This is a genomic window from Flavobacterium erigeronis (assembly GCF_054075165.1).
The window spans coordinates 185,897-205,842 of the sequence record NZ_JBSKGP010000011.1; the positions used below are offsets into that span (position 1 = coordinate 185,897).

The following is a 19,946-nucleotide window of genomic DNA, read 5'->3' on the forward strand; positions in this document are numbered from 1 at the left end:
AGGTTGTATATTTGCACTGGCAAGTCCTACACGACCAGCTCCTGCAGACTCCCCCAGGATGGGAACATAGCAAGGGTACGTGGTTGAGCGGTGCGATGTAGGTCGCTTGCCATTTTTTATTTTTTAGAATTATTTAATTTGTGATCTTCCTTTATGGAAGATTTTTTTATTTTTGGACGTTTGAGGATAAAAGATATATTTTCTAAAAATGGAAAAATTTTCAAAACTAGTTTTAGTTTTTTTTATAATTGTTGCTTTTGGTTTATTTATGAAAGGACATTTCTATAGTAAAGAGATATATGAGAATCCTGGACAAACAATTTGCAAATACACGTTTTGCAAGCAATTTCCGAAAACTAATACAGCATATGTAAAATATTATATCGACAATAAATTGTATCGAAATAAAGCAGGAAGATGTCCTGAAAATTATGATATGACAATTGATAAATATTTTATTTTAAATTATTCAACAAATGATCCTAACAAAATCCGTGTTGATTTTTCAAAAGAAATTAAAGATTCCATATTGATCAAAGAATTAGAATTAAAGATTGATTCAACATTGTATTAACTGTAGAAAGATCTTGAACTTTAAAAATATAATATAACTTAAAAAAAGATGAGTAAAGTAGTTTTAATAACCGGAGGGTCATCTGGAATTGGAAAATCTATTGGTGAATTTTTACACAAAAAAGGTTTCGTTGTCTACGGAACGAGCAGAAATCCAGAGAAAGTTTTAAATTCTATTTTTCCATTAGTTGCTTTAGATGTTCGAAATTCTGATTCTATTAAAACGGCTGTTAGCAGAATTATTGAAACTTCTGGAAGATTAGATATTGTAATTAATAATGCTGGAGTTGGAATTACAGGACCTTTGGAAGAAATTCCAACCGAAGAAATCAGAAATAATTTCGAAACTAATTTTTTCGGGCCAATTGAGGTGATGAAAGCGGCGCTTCCGCAAATGCGCAAACAGAATTCGGGACTTATTATAAATATAACTTCGATCGCCGGTTATATGGGATTGCCTTATAGAAGTGTTTATTCGGCGTCAAAAGGTGCTTTAGAATTAATTACAGAAGCTTTGAGGATGGAAGTTAAATCTTTCGGAATTGAAATTACGAATGTTGCGCCTGGAGATTTTGCAACCAATATTGCAGCGGGACGTTACCATGCGCCAGTTATTAAAGATTCAGCTTATGAAAAAGTTTACGGAGATGTTCTGGCAACAATGAACGATCATGTTGAAGCAGGAAGTAATCCGAATGAAATGGCCGAAGCAGTTTACAAAATCATTCAGACTAAAAAGCCAAATGTGCATTATAAAGTAGGAGCATTTATGCAAAAGTTTTCGATTGTCTTAAAACGAGCGCTTCCAGATAAAATGTACGAGAAAATGCTGATGAATCATTATAAGCTTTAAACATTATAAATTTAGAATAATAAAAACCGAGGTAAACTTTTTTTGCTTCGGTTTTTGTGTAAATAAAGCTGTAATTCTTACAAAAACATGTTTCATTTTAAAAAGTGAAACATGTTTTTTTGTTTTATAACACATTGTGGTTTAGTTGATTCGTATTTTTGAGCACCCTTTTGATAATTGATTGTTAAACATTTTGATGTTTAAAATGTAAGTCTGTTTTAGAATGGATTTTCTGCTTTTATCATTTTAGAAACTTAAAATCGGATCGAATGAAAATAAAATTACTCCTTTTCTGGATGGTAGTACTAATTTCTACTACAGATGTTTATTCGCAAGTTGGTGTCGGAACTTTCACTCCTAATAATTCTGCTCAATTAGATATTGTAGCATCAAACAAAGGAATTCTGATTCCAAGAGTTTCCCTGCAAAGTAATACAGATACTTCTACAATTACTAGCGGAAATATCGAAAGTCTTTTGGTTTATAATACCAATACGGCAAGCAGTATTACACCTGGTTATTATTATTGGTACAACAATAAATGGCACAGAATTATAACAGATCAAAATTTTATTAATCAAGTAGTCACGACTTTAGTAGATAATGGCGATGGAACTTATACGTATAAAAGTGAAGATGGGACAATTACTGTGATAGATATCCCTGCTAATGAAACGCTTACTTCTTTGGTTTACGATGCTATCGCAAATACACTAACTTATGTAGACGAGCATAAAAATGGAACTGTTATTAATCTTCAGACTTTGGTTCGAAATGTAGAATCTATTACAACTTTGATTGATAATTCAAACGGAACCTATACGTATACCAACGAAAAAGGAGTTCAAACTACAATTGATTCAAATCATACTGATGTACTGACAACAATTGCAATGAATCCAGATAATGTTCATATCGATTATAAAGATGAAGTAGGAAATATTACGCAACTAGATTTAAATCAGGCTATCAAAAATTTAGAAACGACTACAACTTTAGTTGATAATGCAAACGGAACGTATACGTATACAAACGAAAAAGGAACAACTTCATTAATTGATGTCCCAAGCAGTGTAATTAATAATGCTACGACTATTTTTAATACTACGAATGTTGTAAATGAAATTATTCCGATAATTAAATCCAATGAAACCCTTACTTCTCAAACCCAAAATCTAGCTTCTGGAGATATTACTTTTACCGACGAAGATGGAGCAAGTTCAGTTGTAAAAGTTACAAGTGCTAATGCAGGAAATCTACTTACAACGGGAACAGATGGCGGAAGTTTCCTAAATCAAGCATCTATTCAAGCCAATGAAACCCTTACTTCTCAAACTCAAAATCTAACTTCAGGCGATATTACTTTTACCGACGAAGATGGAGCAAGTTCGGTTGTAAAAGTCACAAGTGCCAATGCAGGAAATTTGCTTACAACTGGCACAGATGGAGGATCGTTTTTGAATCAATCTGCTATCGCTTCTAATGAAACAAATACTACTTTGTCTATCGCTGCTGGTGCTTTGGCATATACGAATGAAGATAGTAACAATGCCAATGTAAATTTGATTTCTACCGATGTAAATAATGCTGTGGCTGCGGGCACAGACGGTGCTTTGTTTGTAGATAGCAATACGCTGGCAATTGAGCCGTGGCTGGTCGAAACAACGGGAGATAAAGCCACTTTAAATACTCAAAATATTTATCAGACTGGTCGGGTTGCTATAGGGGGCAATACTTTCAGCAAGCAATTGGATGTTCATGGTGACTTTAAATCGGTTTTTAATGCTAGTGACGGATTATTTCATGCAGTAGAAGTGAATAATTTAGACACAGGTGCTCCAATTACAGCTATGTTTGCGTCAAATGCAGCTGCGCCTTTTTCTGCATCACAGTCTGCAATGGTGTCGGTGTCGGGAAATGGTGCCGATTTGATTGCTTTTAATAGCGTTTCACAATCAGAAATACTTGTTTTTCCAAATCAATTAACGTTAGCCCATAACAGCCAGACCACGTCGAGCCAAGCCTTAATTTCTGTAAGAAATGATCAGGGAGTAAGATATCAGTTTAATGATACGTCAGGCGGTTTTTTAGGAGAGTATATTTTTCCAAAAACCAACGGAAGCACAGGACAGGTTTTAACGACAAATGGCAATATACCAACCGCACAATTGGAATGGATAGATCCAAAAGTTAGCGGTATCAATGGTTTGACAAGTTCTGGAATAGAGGTAAAATTAGGTGGAGCTCTAACAGAGCCAACAACGATCACAACCGATGCAACCAATACTTTGGCAATTGCCGGCCTGCAACAAAGTACGGCTCAGAACGATAAAATTGTGGTAACAGATGTCAATGGTGTTGTTAAGAATGTCAGCAGTGCTATGCCGAAGTTTTTTTATATGCCGGCAATTATATTTGATACAGCTGTGATTTCACCAGGACTGACTAAAAATTTATATACAGAATATACGGCTCAATTTCAAGCTGTAACGGTCAAAAGCGCGGGAGCTCCAGCAGATATTCCATTTCTTCCTGCTGCAACAGATTTGTATTATTATATAACATATTATGATCCAGCAGTATTCAGTAATCTTTCGATAGATGCAAATGGAGTGCTGACTTATGATATTATTGGAAATGGAACTCCGACTTCCTTCATGAATATTGTTTTTGTTGTTAAATAATTAAAATCAAAGACAATGAAAACTTTAATTAAAACTTTAAAAAATCTGAGGAAAAAGGCAGTTTTGGTCAGTTGTCTTCTTGTGTTCATATGTAATTCAGTAAGCGCACAATTTACATTTACAAACGATTTTAAAAATAATACCGCACACGATGTTACTATAGGAGGAGTTGGCGGTGTAAACGGAACGGCATATTTGACGTCTGGAATAGATGATCCAATAGGAGCGGGCTGGTTAAGACTTACCAAAAGCACTACACAACAGGGAGGTTATGCTTATGTGACCAAATCTTTTCCTTCTACTCTTGGTGTGCTTATGGATTTTGAATATAAAATGTGGCGTAATGTAAATGATTTTTTTAATGGAGCTGACGGACTTGGTGTATTTCTTTTTGATGCTGCAGATGTTGAAGCAAACGGATTCCGATTAGGTGGTTATGGCGGTTCTTTAGGCTATGCTCCAAATGCAGATGACGGAACTCCTTTAGGTTTACGAGGCGGATATGTCGGAATTGGTTTTGATGCTTTAGGAAACTTTGCAAATCCTAATTTTGGACCAAGAGCCGGCGGTCCAGGTAACAGACCTAATTCGGTTTCTTTGCGAGGCCCTACAGACGATTCTAATTTTAATAATTCGAATGTTTTTCTAACTGGAGTAACCATTTTAAATGGCCATCAGATTGTAGATATTAATACCAATGTAGGCTCGTTTACAGACAATGAAATTGATTACAATACGGTAGTTGCTACGCGTCCAGAAGATAATGTTTTTTACAGAAGAGTTCAAATCGAAATGTCACCAACCAATGTTAACGGGTATTATCGGATTGTCGTAAGATGGAAAACAGATTTGAACAGTGATTTTGTTCAGCTGATTGATTACACAACTACCGATGTTCCTCCAGAATTACTTTCCGTAGGTTTTGCAGCTTCGACAGGAGCGGGAGTCAATTTTCATGATGTGAGAAACTTGTTTATTACCACACCTGGAAACCTGCGAATTAGTAAGCAGGCCGATAAAGATTTTTTAAGAGCGATAACAACAGGAAATGCAAATGAAATCAGTTATTATATAGATGTTGTAAATGATACCAATGCAGATTTGAGCAATGTTGATTTCGCTGATAAATTAACCGATAGTCAGGAAAATATTGTACCGCCTTCGACTTTTGTAATAACTAATATTTCGCATAGCGGGTTTTTGACTGGAACAAATTTGCCAACATCATCTCCAATAAATAGCTTTACAGGAACAGTGAATCTGGCTGCCAATAGTACTGGAAGAATTGTTGTTACGGGACATTTACTAAACGATCAAATTCCTGTTGGAAACGTTTTAACGAATACTTCAGAAGTGTCATCGACCACAATAACAGATGAAGATTTAGGAAACAATAAAGCTTCGGTAACAGTTCCAGTTTTAGCAGAAGATGTTGATTTGGTTTTAACAGAACAAGCTGATAACCTTTGTGTCGAAGGTGCTCATAATTTCAAGCTCAGAGTGGCAAATATAGGGACATCGCCTGCGGTTTACAGAAGAATTGGAACTACAGGACAGAGAATTGTGGTTACAAAAGTTATTGACGCAGGATTTACGTATGATGATACTGCTACACCTGGCGGTTTCGACAACGGAGCAGGAAATACAGCTAGATGGTCTAGATTTGTAACTCCAGATTCGCCAGCGGTAGGGCAGACGACCTATACTTATGTAGCCCGTTATCCTACAGATGACAGGGATCAGACTTTAGCAGGTTTTGGAACCGAGTATGAAATCGATTATCCAATAAGTTATTCGCTTACTCCTCCAGTTGGAACAACATCTTACGTAAATTCTGCAACGGTCGCTTATACAGCGGTATGTACCGTCGATCCTGATAATTGTTATACAGGCGATAATTTAGAAATTTTAACCCCAACAGATAATACATTAAATAATACAGTTTCTGAAACACTCCATTCAGTTCCAGCTGCTCCCGCAGTTTCAGTTGCAACAGTAGAATATTGCCAAAATGCAACAGCAACTGCTTTGAAAGCAACTGCAGACCCCGGAAATACATTATTATGGTACACAACTTTAAACGGACCATCGTCGACTATAGCTCCAGTTCCGTTGACAAATCATACAGGTACTTTTACATACTATGTAAGTCAGGCAAATGGTGCTTGCGAAAGTCCTAAAACTGCAATTCAAGTAACTATTTTAGCAACGGGATCTGGATCAATATCAGGTAATCAAACGGTTTGTAATGGAATCTTACCAAGCGGAATAACATCTTTAACACCAGGTACGGGAACAGGTACAATAACTTACAAATGGGAAAAATCTACTGATGGAACGACATGGAGCATAATTTCGGGAGAAACGGGCGTAACCTATCAGCCGCCTGTGCAAAGTGTTACGACCCAGTATAGAAGAAAAACTATTGCAAATTCTCCTGGAGGCTCAGTTTGTGAATCTGCCCCTACGACAGCAGTTGTGATAACAGCAAAATACTGTCAAGTCGCTACTAATCCTATGGTTAGACAGCGAGTTAAATAAGTTTGAATTAAAAATTTAAGACGAATGAAAAGGAATTTGATGTATTTGTTTTTGATCATTTTAGAAGCAGGCTATTCGCAGATTGCTCCGGCTGTCAATGTTGGAACTTTTTATGTGAGCGAAAATACCAATGTCAGTATAATTGGAGATTTCAATAATACAGAAATAGCCACATACGAGAATAATGGAGAAGTGCTTTTTAAAGGAAATTTTACCAATGATGGCATAACGGGTTTTAATGCTAGTTTAAATGGTTACACTCGATTTGAAGGAGTTTTAAATCAGGATATTAAAGGAAAAATAATGGCCGATTTTAAAAATGTTTTGTTTAATAATACAAATGCCCAGCCCGCATTTAGATTGTATAATGGCATTTCAATAGCTGGAAGAGCAGATTTTTCTAGAGGAATTGTCGATAATGATGCTTTTGGAGGATTATTTGTTTTTGGAAACTTAGGAAATCATATTAATGCATCAGATCAAAGTTTTGTTGATGGGCCAGTGATTAAAGACGGTTCGACAGATTTTGTATACCCTGTTGGAGATAAACAACATTACAGATTTGAAGCGATGTCGGCACCTGCAAATAATTCCAGCAGTTTTACGGGTAAATACTTTTTTGAGAATTCAAATCCTCTTTATCCGCATACAAATAAAGCTTCAAATATTGTTTTAATTGATAATGCTGAATATTGGACATTTGAAAAAGGAGCGGGAGATGATGTCTTGTTAACATTAAGCTGGGATGAAAATTCGACAACTCCAGAGCCTGTTGTTACTTCTCCTTACGAAGATATTCATATTGTAAGATGGGATTCGCAACAAAATTTATGGATCGACGAAGGAGGAGTGGCAGATAGCGGAAGAAAAACAGTTACTACCGCTGTGAATTTAACTAACTATGGAGTTTTTACTCTTGGAAGGGTAGAAAACAGTTCAGATTGTGTTGAGGTTTATAATTTAGTAACACCAGATGATGACGGTTTTAATGATACTTTCCAGATAAAATGTATCAATTCTTTTCCTGAAAACACTGTGGAAATTTATAATCGCTGGGGCGTAAAAGTTTTTGAAACTAATAATTATAATTCGTCTGGAAATGTTTTCAAAGGATATTCTCAAGGACGAACAACCGTTGCACCCAATAAAATGCTTCCTGCTGGAACTTATTTTTATATTTTGGAATACGAAAACAATCAAACTTCTGGTGTGAAAAAAGTTAAAAAAGCGGGATATCTTTATCTTCAAACAAAAGAATAATATTTTAGAAAGTTTAAATAGCTACTTCTTGTATGAAAACACCTCTATTAGTTGCTTTGTGGCTTAAAAATGTAAAAAATACACTTATTTTTAACATATAATTTGAAAATGGTTTTAATTTTAAAAACGTTATTGATATTGATTTTGTAATTTTGCAGCTAGATTTTCTTTAAAGCATTATTTTGAAGAAAACTTGCAAACATATAAATACGAACAAACCATTTTTAATTAAACAAATTATGAAATTTTTTATAGACACAGCTAATTTAGCTCAAATTAAAGAAGCACAAGCTTTAGGTGTTTTGGATGGTGTGACAACTAATCCGTCATTAATGGCAAAAGAAGGCATCACAGGAAAAAACAACATCCTTAAGCATTATGTTGATATTTGCAACCTTGTAGAAGGAGATGTAAGTGCTGAAGTTAACGCTCTTGACTTTGACGGTATGGTTAAGGAAGGCGAGGAGCTGGCTGAATTACATGAGCAGATTGTTGTAAAACTTCCTATGACTAAAGAAGGTGTTATGGCAGCTAAATATTTCTCTGATAAAGGAATTAAAACTAACGTAACTCTTGTTTTCTCTGTAGGACAAGCTATCTTGGCTGCTAAAGCTGGAGCTACTTACGTTTCTCCTTTTGTTGGACGTTTAGATGATGTTTCTACTGATGGATTGAACTTGATCCAAGAAATTAGAGAAGTTTATGATAACTACGGTTACGAAACTCAAATTTTAGCAGCTTCTGTACGTCACACAATGCACATTGTAAACTGTGCTAAAATTGGTGCTGATGTTATGACTGGACCACTTTCTGCAATTTACGGTTTATTGAAACACCCATTAACAGATATCGGTTTAGCTCAATTCGTAGCTGACTTCGAAAAAGGAAACAAATAATCCTTAGATATTTACAAAATAAAAATCGCCTTTTTTCTAACGAGAAAAGGCGATTTTTTTTACTTTTATGTTGAATCTTAAATAGTTAAATATGAAAGTTATCTTATTTATGTTGTCTTTTTTTGCAGCGAGTTTTTCAGTAAATGCCCAAACTGCTAAAGTTATTACTTCGGTAAACGAAGCAGGCGATGTTGCAACTTATGAATTGGATTGCTCGGTTAAATTTCAAACTCTTGCCAAAGGTCTTCGGTATAATATTACCAGGCATGAGTTTAAAGGTCCCGAATTAAAAAATAGCTATCGTCTTTTGCTTGTCATGGATGGGTTTTATTCAAAAACTTTAAATAGTGAAATGACTATTTCGGCAGTTTTAAGCGATGGAACCAAAATACAGGCTAGAAAAACAATAGAAGAAGATGGTTATTTTGACGGAGCTTGCACTTTGAAAATAAAAGACCCGCAAGCGCTTTTAAATGCGGATATCGAGAAGATAATTGTTCATGCAGATAAAGATGTGGTTTATCCGCTGACAGCACAAAATAAAGCTGTTTTTAAGAAGAACTTGAGTAATATTATTAATGCGAAGTAAAAGCTTCTAAGGTTCTAAGATGCTAAGCTTCTAAGATTATGGAATAAAAAAAAATCCAAATTCCGATTAAAATTGGGATTTGGATTTTTTTATATTGACATTTCTAAATATTTAGTGTCCGCCGCCAGCACTTTCGATATGGCTGATTCCTTGTCTTTTCAAGATTTTTGGACAATAGAAACCGTAGAATCCTAAATAAGCAAAACCTAAAAGCGGTATAATATAAGAGAAGTGAGTGTAAGTGATTCCGAAAATTCCATTTGGATTTGTAGCATCCAAATCACAGATACTTCCTTGTACCAACGGAATAACTCCACCACCAAGAATCATCATAATTAAGAAAGAAGATGCTTTTCCTGTGTTTTTCCCTAATCCAGCAATAGCTAAATCGAAGATAGAAGGCCACATGATAGATAAGAATAAACCTCCAGAAATAAAGAAGAATTTAGCAATTTCTGGGTCTGGCCATACTAATCCTAATACCATCATGGTTAATCCAGAAATTCCGAAAAGCATTAATGTTTTTCCAGCATTTTTTCCTCCAACAAAACTTACTGCAATAAACAATAAGATCCAGATTGGGTAAATGTAGAAAGAAGAAACATCGTGAGCAGCAAAGATATTTGCTCCAATGATTACTCCAAACGCAGCAGCTGGTACAATAAATTTAAGAGCTGTATTTACTAAGTTTGAAGTGTTAAATACGTTTGCTCCACCATTCCAACGGCCAATCATTAAACTTCCCCAGTATAGTGCAATAAAAGGTGCAACAGCATCTTCTAAAACATTTCCGAATTCGTTAGTATGCAATAAAGCGGGTAAATTACTAATGATAGTTACTTCAGTTCCAACATAAATAAAAATTCCTAACATACCTAAGTATAACTGTGGGTAGTCAAGAATGCTGAATTTACTATGTTTGTCTTTAATTATTGCTTCTTCCTCTTTTACAGGGTCTTCGATTTTAGAGAAATTCATAAAAATGGCAACAGCAATAAATGCAAGACCTAAAATGATAAATGGCAATTTAATATCTTCTAATGAAAGAGCTGTTTTTTTGTTGTCTCCCATTCCAAATAAAGCAATACCTAATAAAATAGCTCCGATAGTTGTTCCAAAAGAGTTGATTCCTCCAGCAAGCGTTAAACGGTGCGCTCCAGTTTCTGGACTTCCCATTTTAATTGCCAACGGATTTGCTACAATCTGCTGAATAGAAAATCCTAAACCTACAGTAAATAATGCAGTTAAGAAGAAAGGAAAGCTTTGAATTGTAGCTGCTGGAACGAATAAGAATGAACCTACTGCAGACAAAATCAATCCTGCTGATAACGTTCTTTTGTAACCGTATTTTTGTAAAACGTCTACTTTTAACGAAACGATAAAGAATATAATTGATCCAACAAAATAAGCCGCATAGAAAGCCCATGCTACTAATTGAGATTGTACTTGCGATAACGTAAATACTTTTTTGAATACTGGAATCAGGATGTCATTAGCAGAACCAACAAAACCCCAAAAGAAGAAGACGATTATCAAAGAGATAAATTGCCCCCATTTGGTTTGAACATTTTCTGAACTCATAATAATAAGGTTAATTTTTATTTATTGTTTTTTGAAGACCGTAAATATATTTGTTAGGATTATCAAAAAAAAATAAAAAGGTATAAATAATGTTAAATTTAAACCAACGACTGTGTTTTTTCAACAAAGTGTTAATTTTAACCCAGTTAGAAAATGTAATTCGTAATTATATTTATTCCAATATCTTATTTTTAACCTCTTTGCTGTAGTTTCGCCCTATCGGAATGTTATAAGATTGGATTTGAACGCGGTTTCCTTCTATAGATTTTACCTTATTTAGGGCAATGACGTACGATTTATGTATTCTAAGGAAGCGATCTGCCGGTAATTCTTCAGATAAAGATGTAAGAGATTTATGTGTAATATAAGTTTTATCTGGAGTGACAACTTTTATATATTCTTTCATTCCTTCAACGAATAAAATTTCTTCAATATTAATTTTCATCATTTTTTTATCGACTTTAATAAAAATATGAGAATCGCCTTTTGACGTTTCAACTTTAATATTGTTTTTGAGATTATACTCGGTAGTAATTTTATTGATACATTTTATAAATCTAGGTAGCGGAATTGGTTTAACCAAATAATCTAAAACATCTAGATCGTAACTTTCTGCTGCAAATTCTCTAAAAGCGGTAGTAATAATAACTTTTGTTTTGTTTTCGATAAGACTAATCAGTTCAAAACCTGTCATCATGGGCATGTTGATGTCTAGAAACACTGCATCAACCGGAGTACTGTTAAGAAAATCCAGTGCTTCCAATGAGTTGTTAAATGTCGCCACAACTTCAAAATCCGTAAAATTGGTAAAATAATTTTGCAGGACTTTGATAGCTAGAGGCTCATCATCAATTAACACACATTTAATCTTCATTCTGAGTAGGTATTTGTAATCTAATTATGTGGAAATTTAGTTTGGTTTGGTGTATTAGGCTAAAATTATTTTTATAAATCAGTTTCAGTCTTTTTTTAGTATTAACCAGTCCAATTCCTCTTTTTGGATTATGACTTTGTGAAATTACAAAATTATTTAAGATTTCAAAATCGAGTATTTTGTTGTCGATAACTTTACAGTTGATTTTTATTTTTAAATTTTTGTTGTTCAAACCTCCATGTTTAAAAGCATTTTCGACTAGCGAAATAAAGATTAAAGGCGGTACAACAACATCTTCTATATTCGATTCCAGGTTTATCGTAACTTCAACATTTTCAAAACGAAGCTTTTCGATTTCAATATAATTCTGGATATAATCGATTTCCTTAATTAACGGAACAAATTTGGTTCCTTTAACATCATATAAAACATATTCCATCAAATTAGAAAGCTTTATAATAACGTCTGGAACTTTCTTTGATGATTCTAATGACAGCGCATACAAATTGTTTAAGGTATTAAAGAAGAAATGCGGTTGGATCTGATTTTCGAGATATTTTAGTTTGATCTTAAATTGATTTTCTCGTAGAGATCGGTTTCTTTCTCGTTCTCTCAACCATGTCAAAGTAAGATAAACAGACGATGCCATTGCTAGAACATACAACTCTCCAATACAAACGGCCACAATGTGATTAATTTCGAAAGGATGATATTCACGATTGGCTTCGGGCCAAATATTTTCAGATATAATATAATAAGTAAGTGCTGTTTTAGCTAAATATATTGCAAATAAACTTAGCAGTAGTAAAAAAGTATACATAATATACTTTTGTTTTAATACATATTTAGGAACTAAAACAAATAAATTCAAATACACTAAAGGAATGACCAGTGAAAATTCAATCAAATTTGATTTGAATGCATAAGGATAATCATTAAAGTAAGCACCCCATCTCAAAAAGTTTAATGTAAAATAAACTCCCCAAAACCAAATATGATTTTGTAGTTTGATATCAAATTTAACTTTTCTGATTTCTTTCAATGGTTTGTAAGTATTTTATAAAAATTTGGTTTTTCTTAACACAGACTAAATATTGTGCAACTTTAAACAATTAAAGACAAAGAGACAATTTTTTTGAATAAAATTTTGTATAAAAAGGATATTTATGCTTATTTTTTGAAATAAAACGTTTTCGTGAAACGCATTATTGAATGTTTTATGTCGTTCGTTTAAAATTTTAGGTTGTTGGTTTAATTTATTTTTTTTAACAATGCCTTAAGAATAATTTTACTTCATAACTAACAAAATAAATTAAACATGAAAAAAATTTTCTTAATCTTTATGATTGTTTTTACGGCGCAAGTTTCTCTTGCACAAGTAAAAAGTGTCAAAGGTGTGATTACAGATTCTGATGGTATGCCATTACCAGGAGCTTCTGTTGCAGTACAAGGAGGTCAAAAAGGTACTACTACCGATTTTGACGGATTGTATTCAATTGAAGTTCAAAAAGGACAAAGTTTAGTTTTTACTTATGTAGGACTGGAAACTCAAACAATTGTTGTAGGAGATGCTGCTACAATTAATGTAAAAATGTTAACAGCCTCTTCAAATGCATTAAATGAGGTTGTTGTAACTTCATTAGGTGTTAAGAAAACAAGAAAATCTTTGACTTATGCAGCTCAAGAACTTAAAGGTGATGAGTTAGTTCGTGTAAAAGATGCTAACGTTATCAATACGATTGCAGGTAAAATTGCGGGTGTTGCAGTAACAAAAAGTGCTTCTGGTACAGGAGGTTCTACAAAAGTAGTTATTCGTGGTAACTCATCTATCATGAACAGTCAGCCTCTATATGTTATTGATGGTATTCCTTTGTATAATGGTACTTCAACTCAGCAGGGTAATTCTAATGCTTCAAATGATTCATTTGGTAGTACAGCAGGAGGTAACCGTGATGGTGGAGATACTGTGTCTTTAATTAATCCTGATGATTATGAAGGAATGACAGTTCTTAAAGGTGCGGCGGCTTCTGTATTATACGGATCTCAAGGAGCAAATGGGGTTATCTTATTGTCTTCTAAAAAAGTTAAAGAAAATACAGGAAATTTAGCTATTTCTTCTGTTACTACTTTTGAATCTGTGCATTCTTTACCAAAATTCCAGAATGAATATGGAACTGCAGGCGCACAGAAATCTTGGGGAGGAAAAGTAGCTTCTAAAGATTTTGTTGAAGACTTCTTCAATACTGGAGTTACGCAAATTACTTCTGCTGCGTTTACAACAGGAACAGATGTTTCTACTACAAGTTTATCTTATGCTAATACAACTTCTTCTGGAGTTATTGAAGGAAATGGATTAAAGAAAAACAATTTTGGTATTCGCCAAACAGGAAAATTTTTCAATAATAAATTAACTGTTTCTGCTGATGCTAAATATACAAGTCAGACTATCAATAACAGACCTGTAAACGGACTTTATTCAAATCCTTTAACGGGAGTATATTTATTCCAACGTGCAAATGATTTTAATTACTACAAAGATAATTTTGAAGTGTACATGCCAGATAGAAACTTATATGGTCAAAATTTCTACACTCCATTAAATACTGATATTTATGTTCAGAATCCTTATTGGTTAATTAACAGAAATAAATCTGTAGATAAAGACAATTTCTTTAATGGAAATTTAGCATTAGACTATAAATTTAACAATTGGTTGAGTATTGGGGCAAGATATAGCTACAATAGAATCGAGAATGATTTTGATAAAAGAATTTATGCTACAACAAATACTTCTTTATCTAATATAAACGGTAGATACATTAACGTTGCAACATTAAGCACACAGCGTTATGGAGATTTAATTGCTAAAATTAATACTAATTTCAATGAAGATTTTAGCTTTAATGCTATCGTTGGAGCGAGTATCAACAATACATTATCAAATGCTTTTACTACTTTAGATTCTGGTATTGTTGGCGGACTTGTTAATGCTAACTTATTTACATTAGGAAATTTTGCACCATCAACAGGGCTTGACAATTTAAGCCTTCAAGGTACGGGGTCTTCAAGAGAAGTACAGTCTATATTCGCTTCTGCAACTTTTGGTTACAAAAATATGTTGTATTTAGATGTTACTGGACGTAATGACTGGTCTTCTACTTTAGTAAATACAGATACTCCATCTTATTTTTACCCATCTGTAGGGGTTACAGCTCTTTTAAGCGAAATGATGACTATGCCAGAGTGGATTAACTTTGGAAAAGTAAGAGGAACTTATGCTCAAGTTGGAAATGACGTTTCTGCTTTTGTAACTTCTCCAAAATCTACTATCCAAGGTGGTAACATTATTCCTCCTGTAGTTGGGCCAAGACCAGGTGAAGGATTAAAACCAGAATTAAAATCAGAATTTGAATTTGGTACTGAGTGGAGAATGTTCAACAACAGATTAGGTTTTGAAATTTCTTACTACAATTCAGAAACTAAAAATCAATATATTCAAGTTCCAGCTCCTGCAACAAACCCTTACGGTTATACTTTCTACGGAATCAATGCTGGTAGTATAGAAAACAAAGGTATCGAGCTTGTTGTGAGTGGAAAAGTTATCGAGGGAGAGAAATTTTCATGGGAAACTATGGTAAACTACTCTCACAATAGAAATAAAGTTAAAGAAATTCCTGAAGAATTAGGAGGTCAAATTCCATTAACTCCAGTAAACAACATTAACTACAGATATTCTCTAACTGAAGGAAGACCATTTGGTGTGATCGAAGGAAAAGGTATTGTTAAAAATGATAAAGGAGAAATTGTTTTAGACGATCAAGGAAATTTATCAGTTGAAGCTGATTTCCGTGAAGTTGGTAATGCAAATCCTGATTTCATGTTAGGTTGGTCAAACACATTCAAATTTGGATCATTTACAGCTAATTTCTTAATTGATGGTCGTTTTGGAGGAGACGTAATGAGTATTACAGAATCTATGAATGATTTTTATGGAGTATCTAAAAGATCTGGAGATGCAAGAAATGCTGGTGGTGTTGCTGTAAATGCAGTTATGCCTGATGGTTCAAAAGTAACTTCAATGGATGCTGAGAAATATTACACTGCTGTTGCAGGATTTAGTGGAGCGACAGCTGAATATGTTTATGATGCAACAAACGTAAGTTTAAGAGAGGTTTCACTTGGCTATACTTTCAATAAAAAAGCGATTCCATTTGTTAATACAGCAACGTTATCATTAATAGCAAGAAATTTATTCTTCTTCTACAAAGACGCACCATTTGATCCAAACATTGCTTTAAGTTCAGGTCAAGGTTTACAGGGGGTTGATATTTACGGTTTACCATCAACAAGAAGTATCGGTCTTAATTTAAATGTAACTTTCTAATTTAAAATCTCATGAAAACAAATAATATAAAAAAATCATTAATCTGTTTGAGTCTTCTAGCCTTAGTTGGTTGTACAGATAATTTCGACGAGATTAATAGTAATCCTGATGGTTTTACACAGGAAGAACTAACACAAGACTTTAATCATATCAAAGGCCCTTTTACGGCTATGTTTGATAACGTAATGGTAAATACTCCAGGTTGGAAGTATCAGGTAGCTATTGATTTATCTGGAAATACTTGGGGTGGTTATACTACAGCGCCAGGATTTGATGGAAATAATAACCTTTCTTATGCACTTTCTGATAACTGGAATCTTTGGGGATGGGAAGCTATTTACACACAAGTAATGGCAAACTATTTAAAAGTTGAAAAAGATACTAAAGGTATATATGATGATATTTATGCTATTGCTTTAATTGTTAAAGTTCAAACTTTACATAAAGCGGCAGATTCATGGGGGCCAATCGTATATTCAAAATTGGGTACTACAGAAGCTGCAATTGGATATGATTCTCAAGAAGAAGCTTACGGATTAATGTTTAAAGATCTAGATTATGCAATTACAGAATTGACAAAAAGAATTGATGCAGGAGAAACAAGTGCTTTTGGCAAAATAGATCGCTCGAACTACGGAGGAGATTATACAAAATGGGTTAAATATGCAAACTCTTTAAGATTAAGATTAGCAATGCGTGTTGTAAAAATTAACCCAACTCTAGCTAAAACAGAAGCAGAAAAAGCTACAGGGCAAAAATTTGGTGTAATGAGTGTTGCTGCGGATTCATTTATTGTAAATAAAAATGTATCACAACATCCTCTTAGAGTAGCAGCTTATGAATATAATGATAGCCGTATGTCTGCAGACATGGAATCTATCATGGGAGGTTATGATGATCCTAGAATGAAAGTTTACTTTGCTGAATCAGATCAGTTTCCTGGTCAGTACAAAGGAATCCGTACAGGAGGAATTCTTGGAGATAAATCATTGCACTTGAAATTCTCAAATTTTGGAAAAGTGGTAAGAGATGATAAACAAGTAGTTTGGTTAAATGCAGCGGAAGTAAATTTCTTAAGAGCTGAAGGAGCTTTAAGAGGTTGGAATATGGGAGGTGATGCTGAATCATTCTATAAAGCGGGTATTACTGCATCTTTTGATCAGCTTGCTACTGGTGGTGCAGCAGATTATATGGCAGATAATGTAAAAACGGCTAAAGATTATGTAGATCCTGTTGCTCCATTTAATAGTGGTTTAGCAGTAAATAAAGTAACTGTTGCTTGGGATAATGCTGCAACTAATGAAGTGAAGTTGCAAAAAATCATTACTCAAAAATGGATTGCAAATTTCCCTGACGGTATGGAAGCATGGGCTGAACACCGCAGAACAGGATACCCTAAATTATTACCAATTCTTAACAACCAAAGTGCTGGTGCTATCACTACTGAATTTGGTGTAAGAAGAATAAACTTCGTTTCTACTGAAAAAGATGGTAACCCTGAAGGTTTAAAAACAGGTATTGCAAAATTAAACGGTCCTGACAACGGAGGTACTAGAACTTGGTGGGACGTAAATGCTCCAAACTTCTAAAAAATAGAAAAAAAGGATATTGAGTTTGGTTAGTAGTATGGTATAGATGGTGAAAACTATCTATACCATTCTTAAACCAAAATGGTAATTACTACAAAAAAGAAAAGAAATGAAAAGTGCTTTAGAAATAAAACCTGATATCAGTTACAAAAGCGCCGGAAAATTTGAAGAAACTCGATTTGAAAAAATTCACAACGAAATCTTCAAAAATTCTATTGAAGCTTCTGTAATTGTAGCACAGGAAATTGCGCAGCTAATTAGATCTAAGCAGGAAAAAAATAAATCTTGTGTTCTAGGTCTGGCAACGGGTTCTTCTCCTATCAAAGTTTATGAGGAGCTAGTGCGAATGCACAGAGAAGAAGGACTTAGTTTTAGCAATGTGATCACCTTTAATCTGGATGAATATTATCCGATGACTAAGGAGAACAATCAGAGCTATCATTATTTCATGCATGAGCATCTTTTTAATCATATTGATATTAAACCTGAAAATATTAATATTCCTGATGGTACAGTAGCAATTGATGAAATCAATCAATATTGTATCGATTATGAAATGAATATTAAAAATGCTGGCGGTCTAGATTTTCAATTACTAGGAATTGGCCGTACAGGACACGTTGGATTTAATGAGCCAGGTTCGCATATTAATTCAGGAACTAGAATTATTACTTTAGATCATATCACAAGAGTCGATGCTTCATCTGCTTTTAATGGTATTGATAATGTCCCGAAACGTGCTATAACAATGGGAGTTTCGACCATCTTGAGATCAAAACGTATTGTTTTGATGGCTTGGGGGCAAAATAAAGCAGATATTATCAAGAGAACAATTCAAGGTGATATCAGCTCAGAAATTCCAGCTACATTTTTACAGAATCATCCTAATGCTACTTTTGTTTTAGATCAGTCAGCGGCATCAGAATTAACCCGTTTCAAAACGCCTTGGTTAGTTGGAGAATGTCTTTGGACTCCTGAATTAAAAAGTAAAGCTATTGTTTGGCTTTGTCAAAAAACAAAACAATCTATTTTGAAATTGACCGACCGTGATTACAATAATAACGGAATGTCAGATCTTTTGGCTCAAGAAGGTTCTGCTTACGATATGAACATTAATATGTTTAATATCTTACAGCATACAATCACCGGATGGCCAGGAGGAAAACCAAACACAGATGATTCATTTCGTCCCGAAAGGGCAAATCCGGCAAAAAAGAGAGTTATTCTTTTCAGTCCGCACCCAGACGATGATGTGATTTCTATGGGAGGAACATTTTCTAAGCTAATAAAACAAGGACACGATGTTCATGTAGTGTACCAGACTTCAGGAAATATTGCGGTTTCAGACGATGAAGCATTAAAATTTGCAGAAGTAGCCAGCGATTTTATTGGAGACGAAAATTCGGATATCAATTTCAAATCGGTTATTGAATTTTTAAATAACAAATCTGAAAATCAAATCGATTCTTTAGAAGTTCGAAAATTAAAAGGGCTTATCAGAAGAAGAGAATCTTATGGAGCAACAAGATATATCGGATTGAAAGATGAGAATACGCACTTTTTAGATCTTCCTTTTTATGAAACAGGACAAGTTAAAAAGAATCCGTTAGGACCAGAAGATATTGCTATTGTAAAAGATATTATTGCGAAAATAAAACCGCATCAGGTTTTTGCAGCAGGAGATCTTGCAGATCCGCACGGTACTCATGAGGTTTGTTTAAATGCCATTTTTGCAGCTTTAAAAGAGTTAAAACCAGAACCGTACATGAACGATTGCTGGTTATGGCTTTACAGAGGAGCTTGGCATGAGTGGGATATTCACGAAATTGACATGGCAGTTCCGTTAAGCCCATCAGAAGTTTTATTGAAACGTCATGCCATTTTACACCACCAGTCTCAAAAAGACAGAGTGATGTTTCAAGGGAATGATTCTCGTGAATTCTGGGTTAGAGCAGAAGATCGTAATAAAAATACAGCCATATTGTATGATGAATTAGGTTTGGCTGAATACGAAGCGATTGAAGCATTTAAGCGTTTTGATTACTAAAAATTTTATGATTCTATGAATCAAATGACAAAATTCAGTTGATTGCTTGTAAAAGTGAGGTACTGCAGAAGTCAT

At 34.1% G+C, this 19,946-nt stretch carries 13 protein-coding genes and 1 other RNA gene; 11 read left to right on the forward strand and 3 right to left on the reverse strand.

Annotated features, from left to right (window positions below):
* The first annotated feature begins 17 nt into the window (after positions 1-17).
* From ffs to ACWA1F_RS20820, 8 genes are all read left to right on the forward strand, one after another.
* Positions 18-115, forward strand: an RNA gene (gene ffs, locus ACWA1F_RS20785) — signal recognition particle sRNA small type.
* A gap of 93 nt (positions 116-208) precedes the next feature.
* Positions 209-574, forward strand: a complete 366-nt coding sequence (locus ACWA1F_RS20790) for a hypothetical protein (protein WP_456896555.1) — start codon at positions 209-211, stop codon at positions 572-574.
* A 48-nt stretch (positions 575-622) separates the two neighbouring features.
* Entirely contained in the window at positions 623-1,426 is an 804-nt protein-coding gene (locus ACWA1F_RS20795) for an SDR family oxidoreductase (RefSeq protein WP_456896557.1), read from the forward strand.
* Between the two features lie 269 nt (positions 1,427-1,695).
* Entirely contained in the window at positions 1,696-4,110 is a 2,415-nt protein-coding gene (locus ACWA1F_RS20800) for a hypothetical protein (protein WP_456896559.1), read from the forward strand.
* A 15-nt stretch (positions 4,111-4,125) separates the two neighbouring features.
* Positions 4,126-6,651 carry an Ig-like domain-containing protein gene (locus tag ACWA1F_RS20805; protein WP_456896561.1) on the forward strand — a complete coding sequence of 842 codons (2,526 nt, stop codon included), beginning with the start codon at positions 4,126-4,128 and terminating at the stop codon, positions 6,649-6,651.
* A gap of 24 nt (positions 6,652-6,675) precedes the next feature.
* Positions 6,676-7,911, forward strand: a complete 1,236-nt coding sequence (locus ACWA1F_RS20810; protein ID WP_456896563.1) for a gliding motility-associated C-terminal domain-containing protein — start codon at positions 6,676-6,678, stop codon at positions 7,909-7,911.
* A 239-nt stretch (positions 7,912-8,150) separates the two neighbouring features.
* Positions 8,151-8,807 (forward strand): fructose-6-phosphate aldolase, encoded by a 657-nt coding sequence (gene fsa, locus ACWA1F_RS20815; RefSeq protein WP_456896565.1) that lies wholly within the window; start codon positions 8,151-8,153, stop codon positions 8,805-8,807.
* 91 nt (positions 8,808-8,898) lie between these two features.
* Positions 8,899-9,396 carry a hypothetical protein gene (locus ACWA1F_RS20820; RefSeq protein ID WP_456896567.1) on the forward strand — a complete coding sequence of 166 codons (498 nt, stop codon included), beginning with the start codon at positions 8,899-8,901 and terminating at the stop codon, positions 9,394-9,396.
* A 111-nt stretch (positions 9,397-9,507) separates the two neighbouring features.
* On the opposite strand, the gene ACWA1F_RS20825 is transcribed toward ACWA1F_RS20820, so the two are convergent.
* The 3 genes from ACWA1F_RS20825 to ACWA1F_RS20835 all read right to left on the reverse strand — a co-directional run bounded on the left by ACWA1F_RS20825 (position 9,508) and on the right by ACWA1F_RS20835 (position 12,893).
* A complete protein-coding gene (locus ACWA1F_RS20825; RefSeq protein ID WP_306161198.1) occupies positions 9,508-10,977 on the reverse strand; it encodes an MFS transporter in 1,470 nt (489 codons plus the stop codon).
* Between the two features lie 172 nt (positions 10,978-11,149).
* Positions 11,150-11,851 carry a LytR/AlgR family response regulator transcription factor gene (locus tag ACWA1F_RS20830; protein ID WP_306161196.1) on the reverse strand — a complete coding sequence of 234 codons (702 nt, stop codon included), beginning with the start codon at positions 11,849-11,851 and terminating at the stop codon, positions 11,150-11,152.
* Positions 11,841-12,893, reverse strand: coding sequence for a sensor histidine kinase (locus ACWA1F_RS20835; RefSeq protein ID WP_456896569.1), 1,053 nt, complete (start codon positions 12,891-12,893; stop codon positions 11,841-11,843). The genes ACWA1F_RS20830 and ACWA1F_RS20835 overlap by 11 nt, the downstream gene beginning before the upstream one ends.
* A gap of 276 nt (positions 12,894-13,169) precedes the next feature.
* Between ACWA1F_RS20835 and ACWA1F_RS20840 the strand changes: the two genes are divergently transcribed.
* The 3 genes from ACWA1F_RS20840 (at position 13,170) to nagB (ending at position 19,871) form a co-directional block, all read left to right on the forward strand.
* Positions 13,170-16,235, forward strand: a complete 3,066-nt coding sequence (locus tag ACWA1F_RS20840) for a SusC/RagA family TonB-linked outer membrane protein (RefSeq protein WP_456896571.1) — start codon at positions 13,170-13,172, stop codon at positions 16,233-16,235.
* 11 nt (positions 16,236-16,246) lie between these two features.
* On the forward strand, positions 16,247-17,824 hold the full coding sequence (locus ACWA1F_RS20845) for a RagB/SusD family nutrient uptake outer membrane protein (RefSeq protein ID WP_456896573.1): 1,578 nt from the start codon (positions 16,247-16,249) through the stop codon (positions 17,822-17,824).
* A 109-nt stretch (positions 17,825-17,933) separates the two neighbouring features.
* Positions 17,934-19,871 (forward strand): glucosamine-6-phosphate deaminase, encoded by a 1,938-nt coding sequence (gene nagB, locus ACWA1F_RS20850; RefSeq protein ID WP_456896575.1) that lies wholly within the window; start codon positions 17,934-17,936, stop codon positions 19,869-19,871.
* Positions 19,872-19,946: the final 75 nt, after the last annotated feature.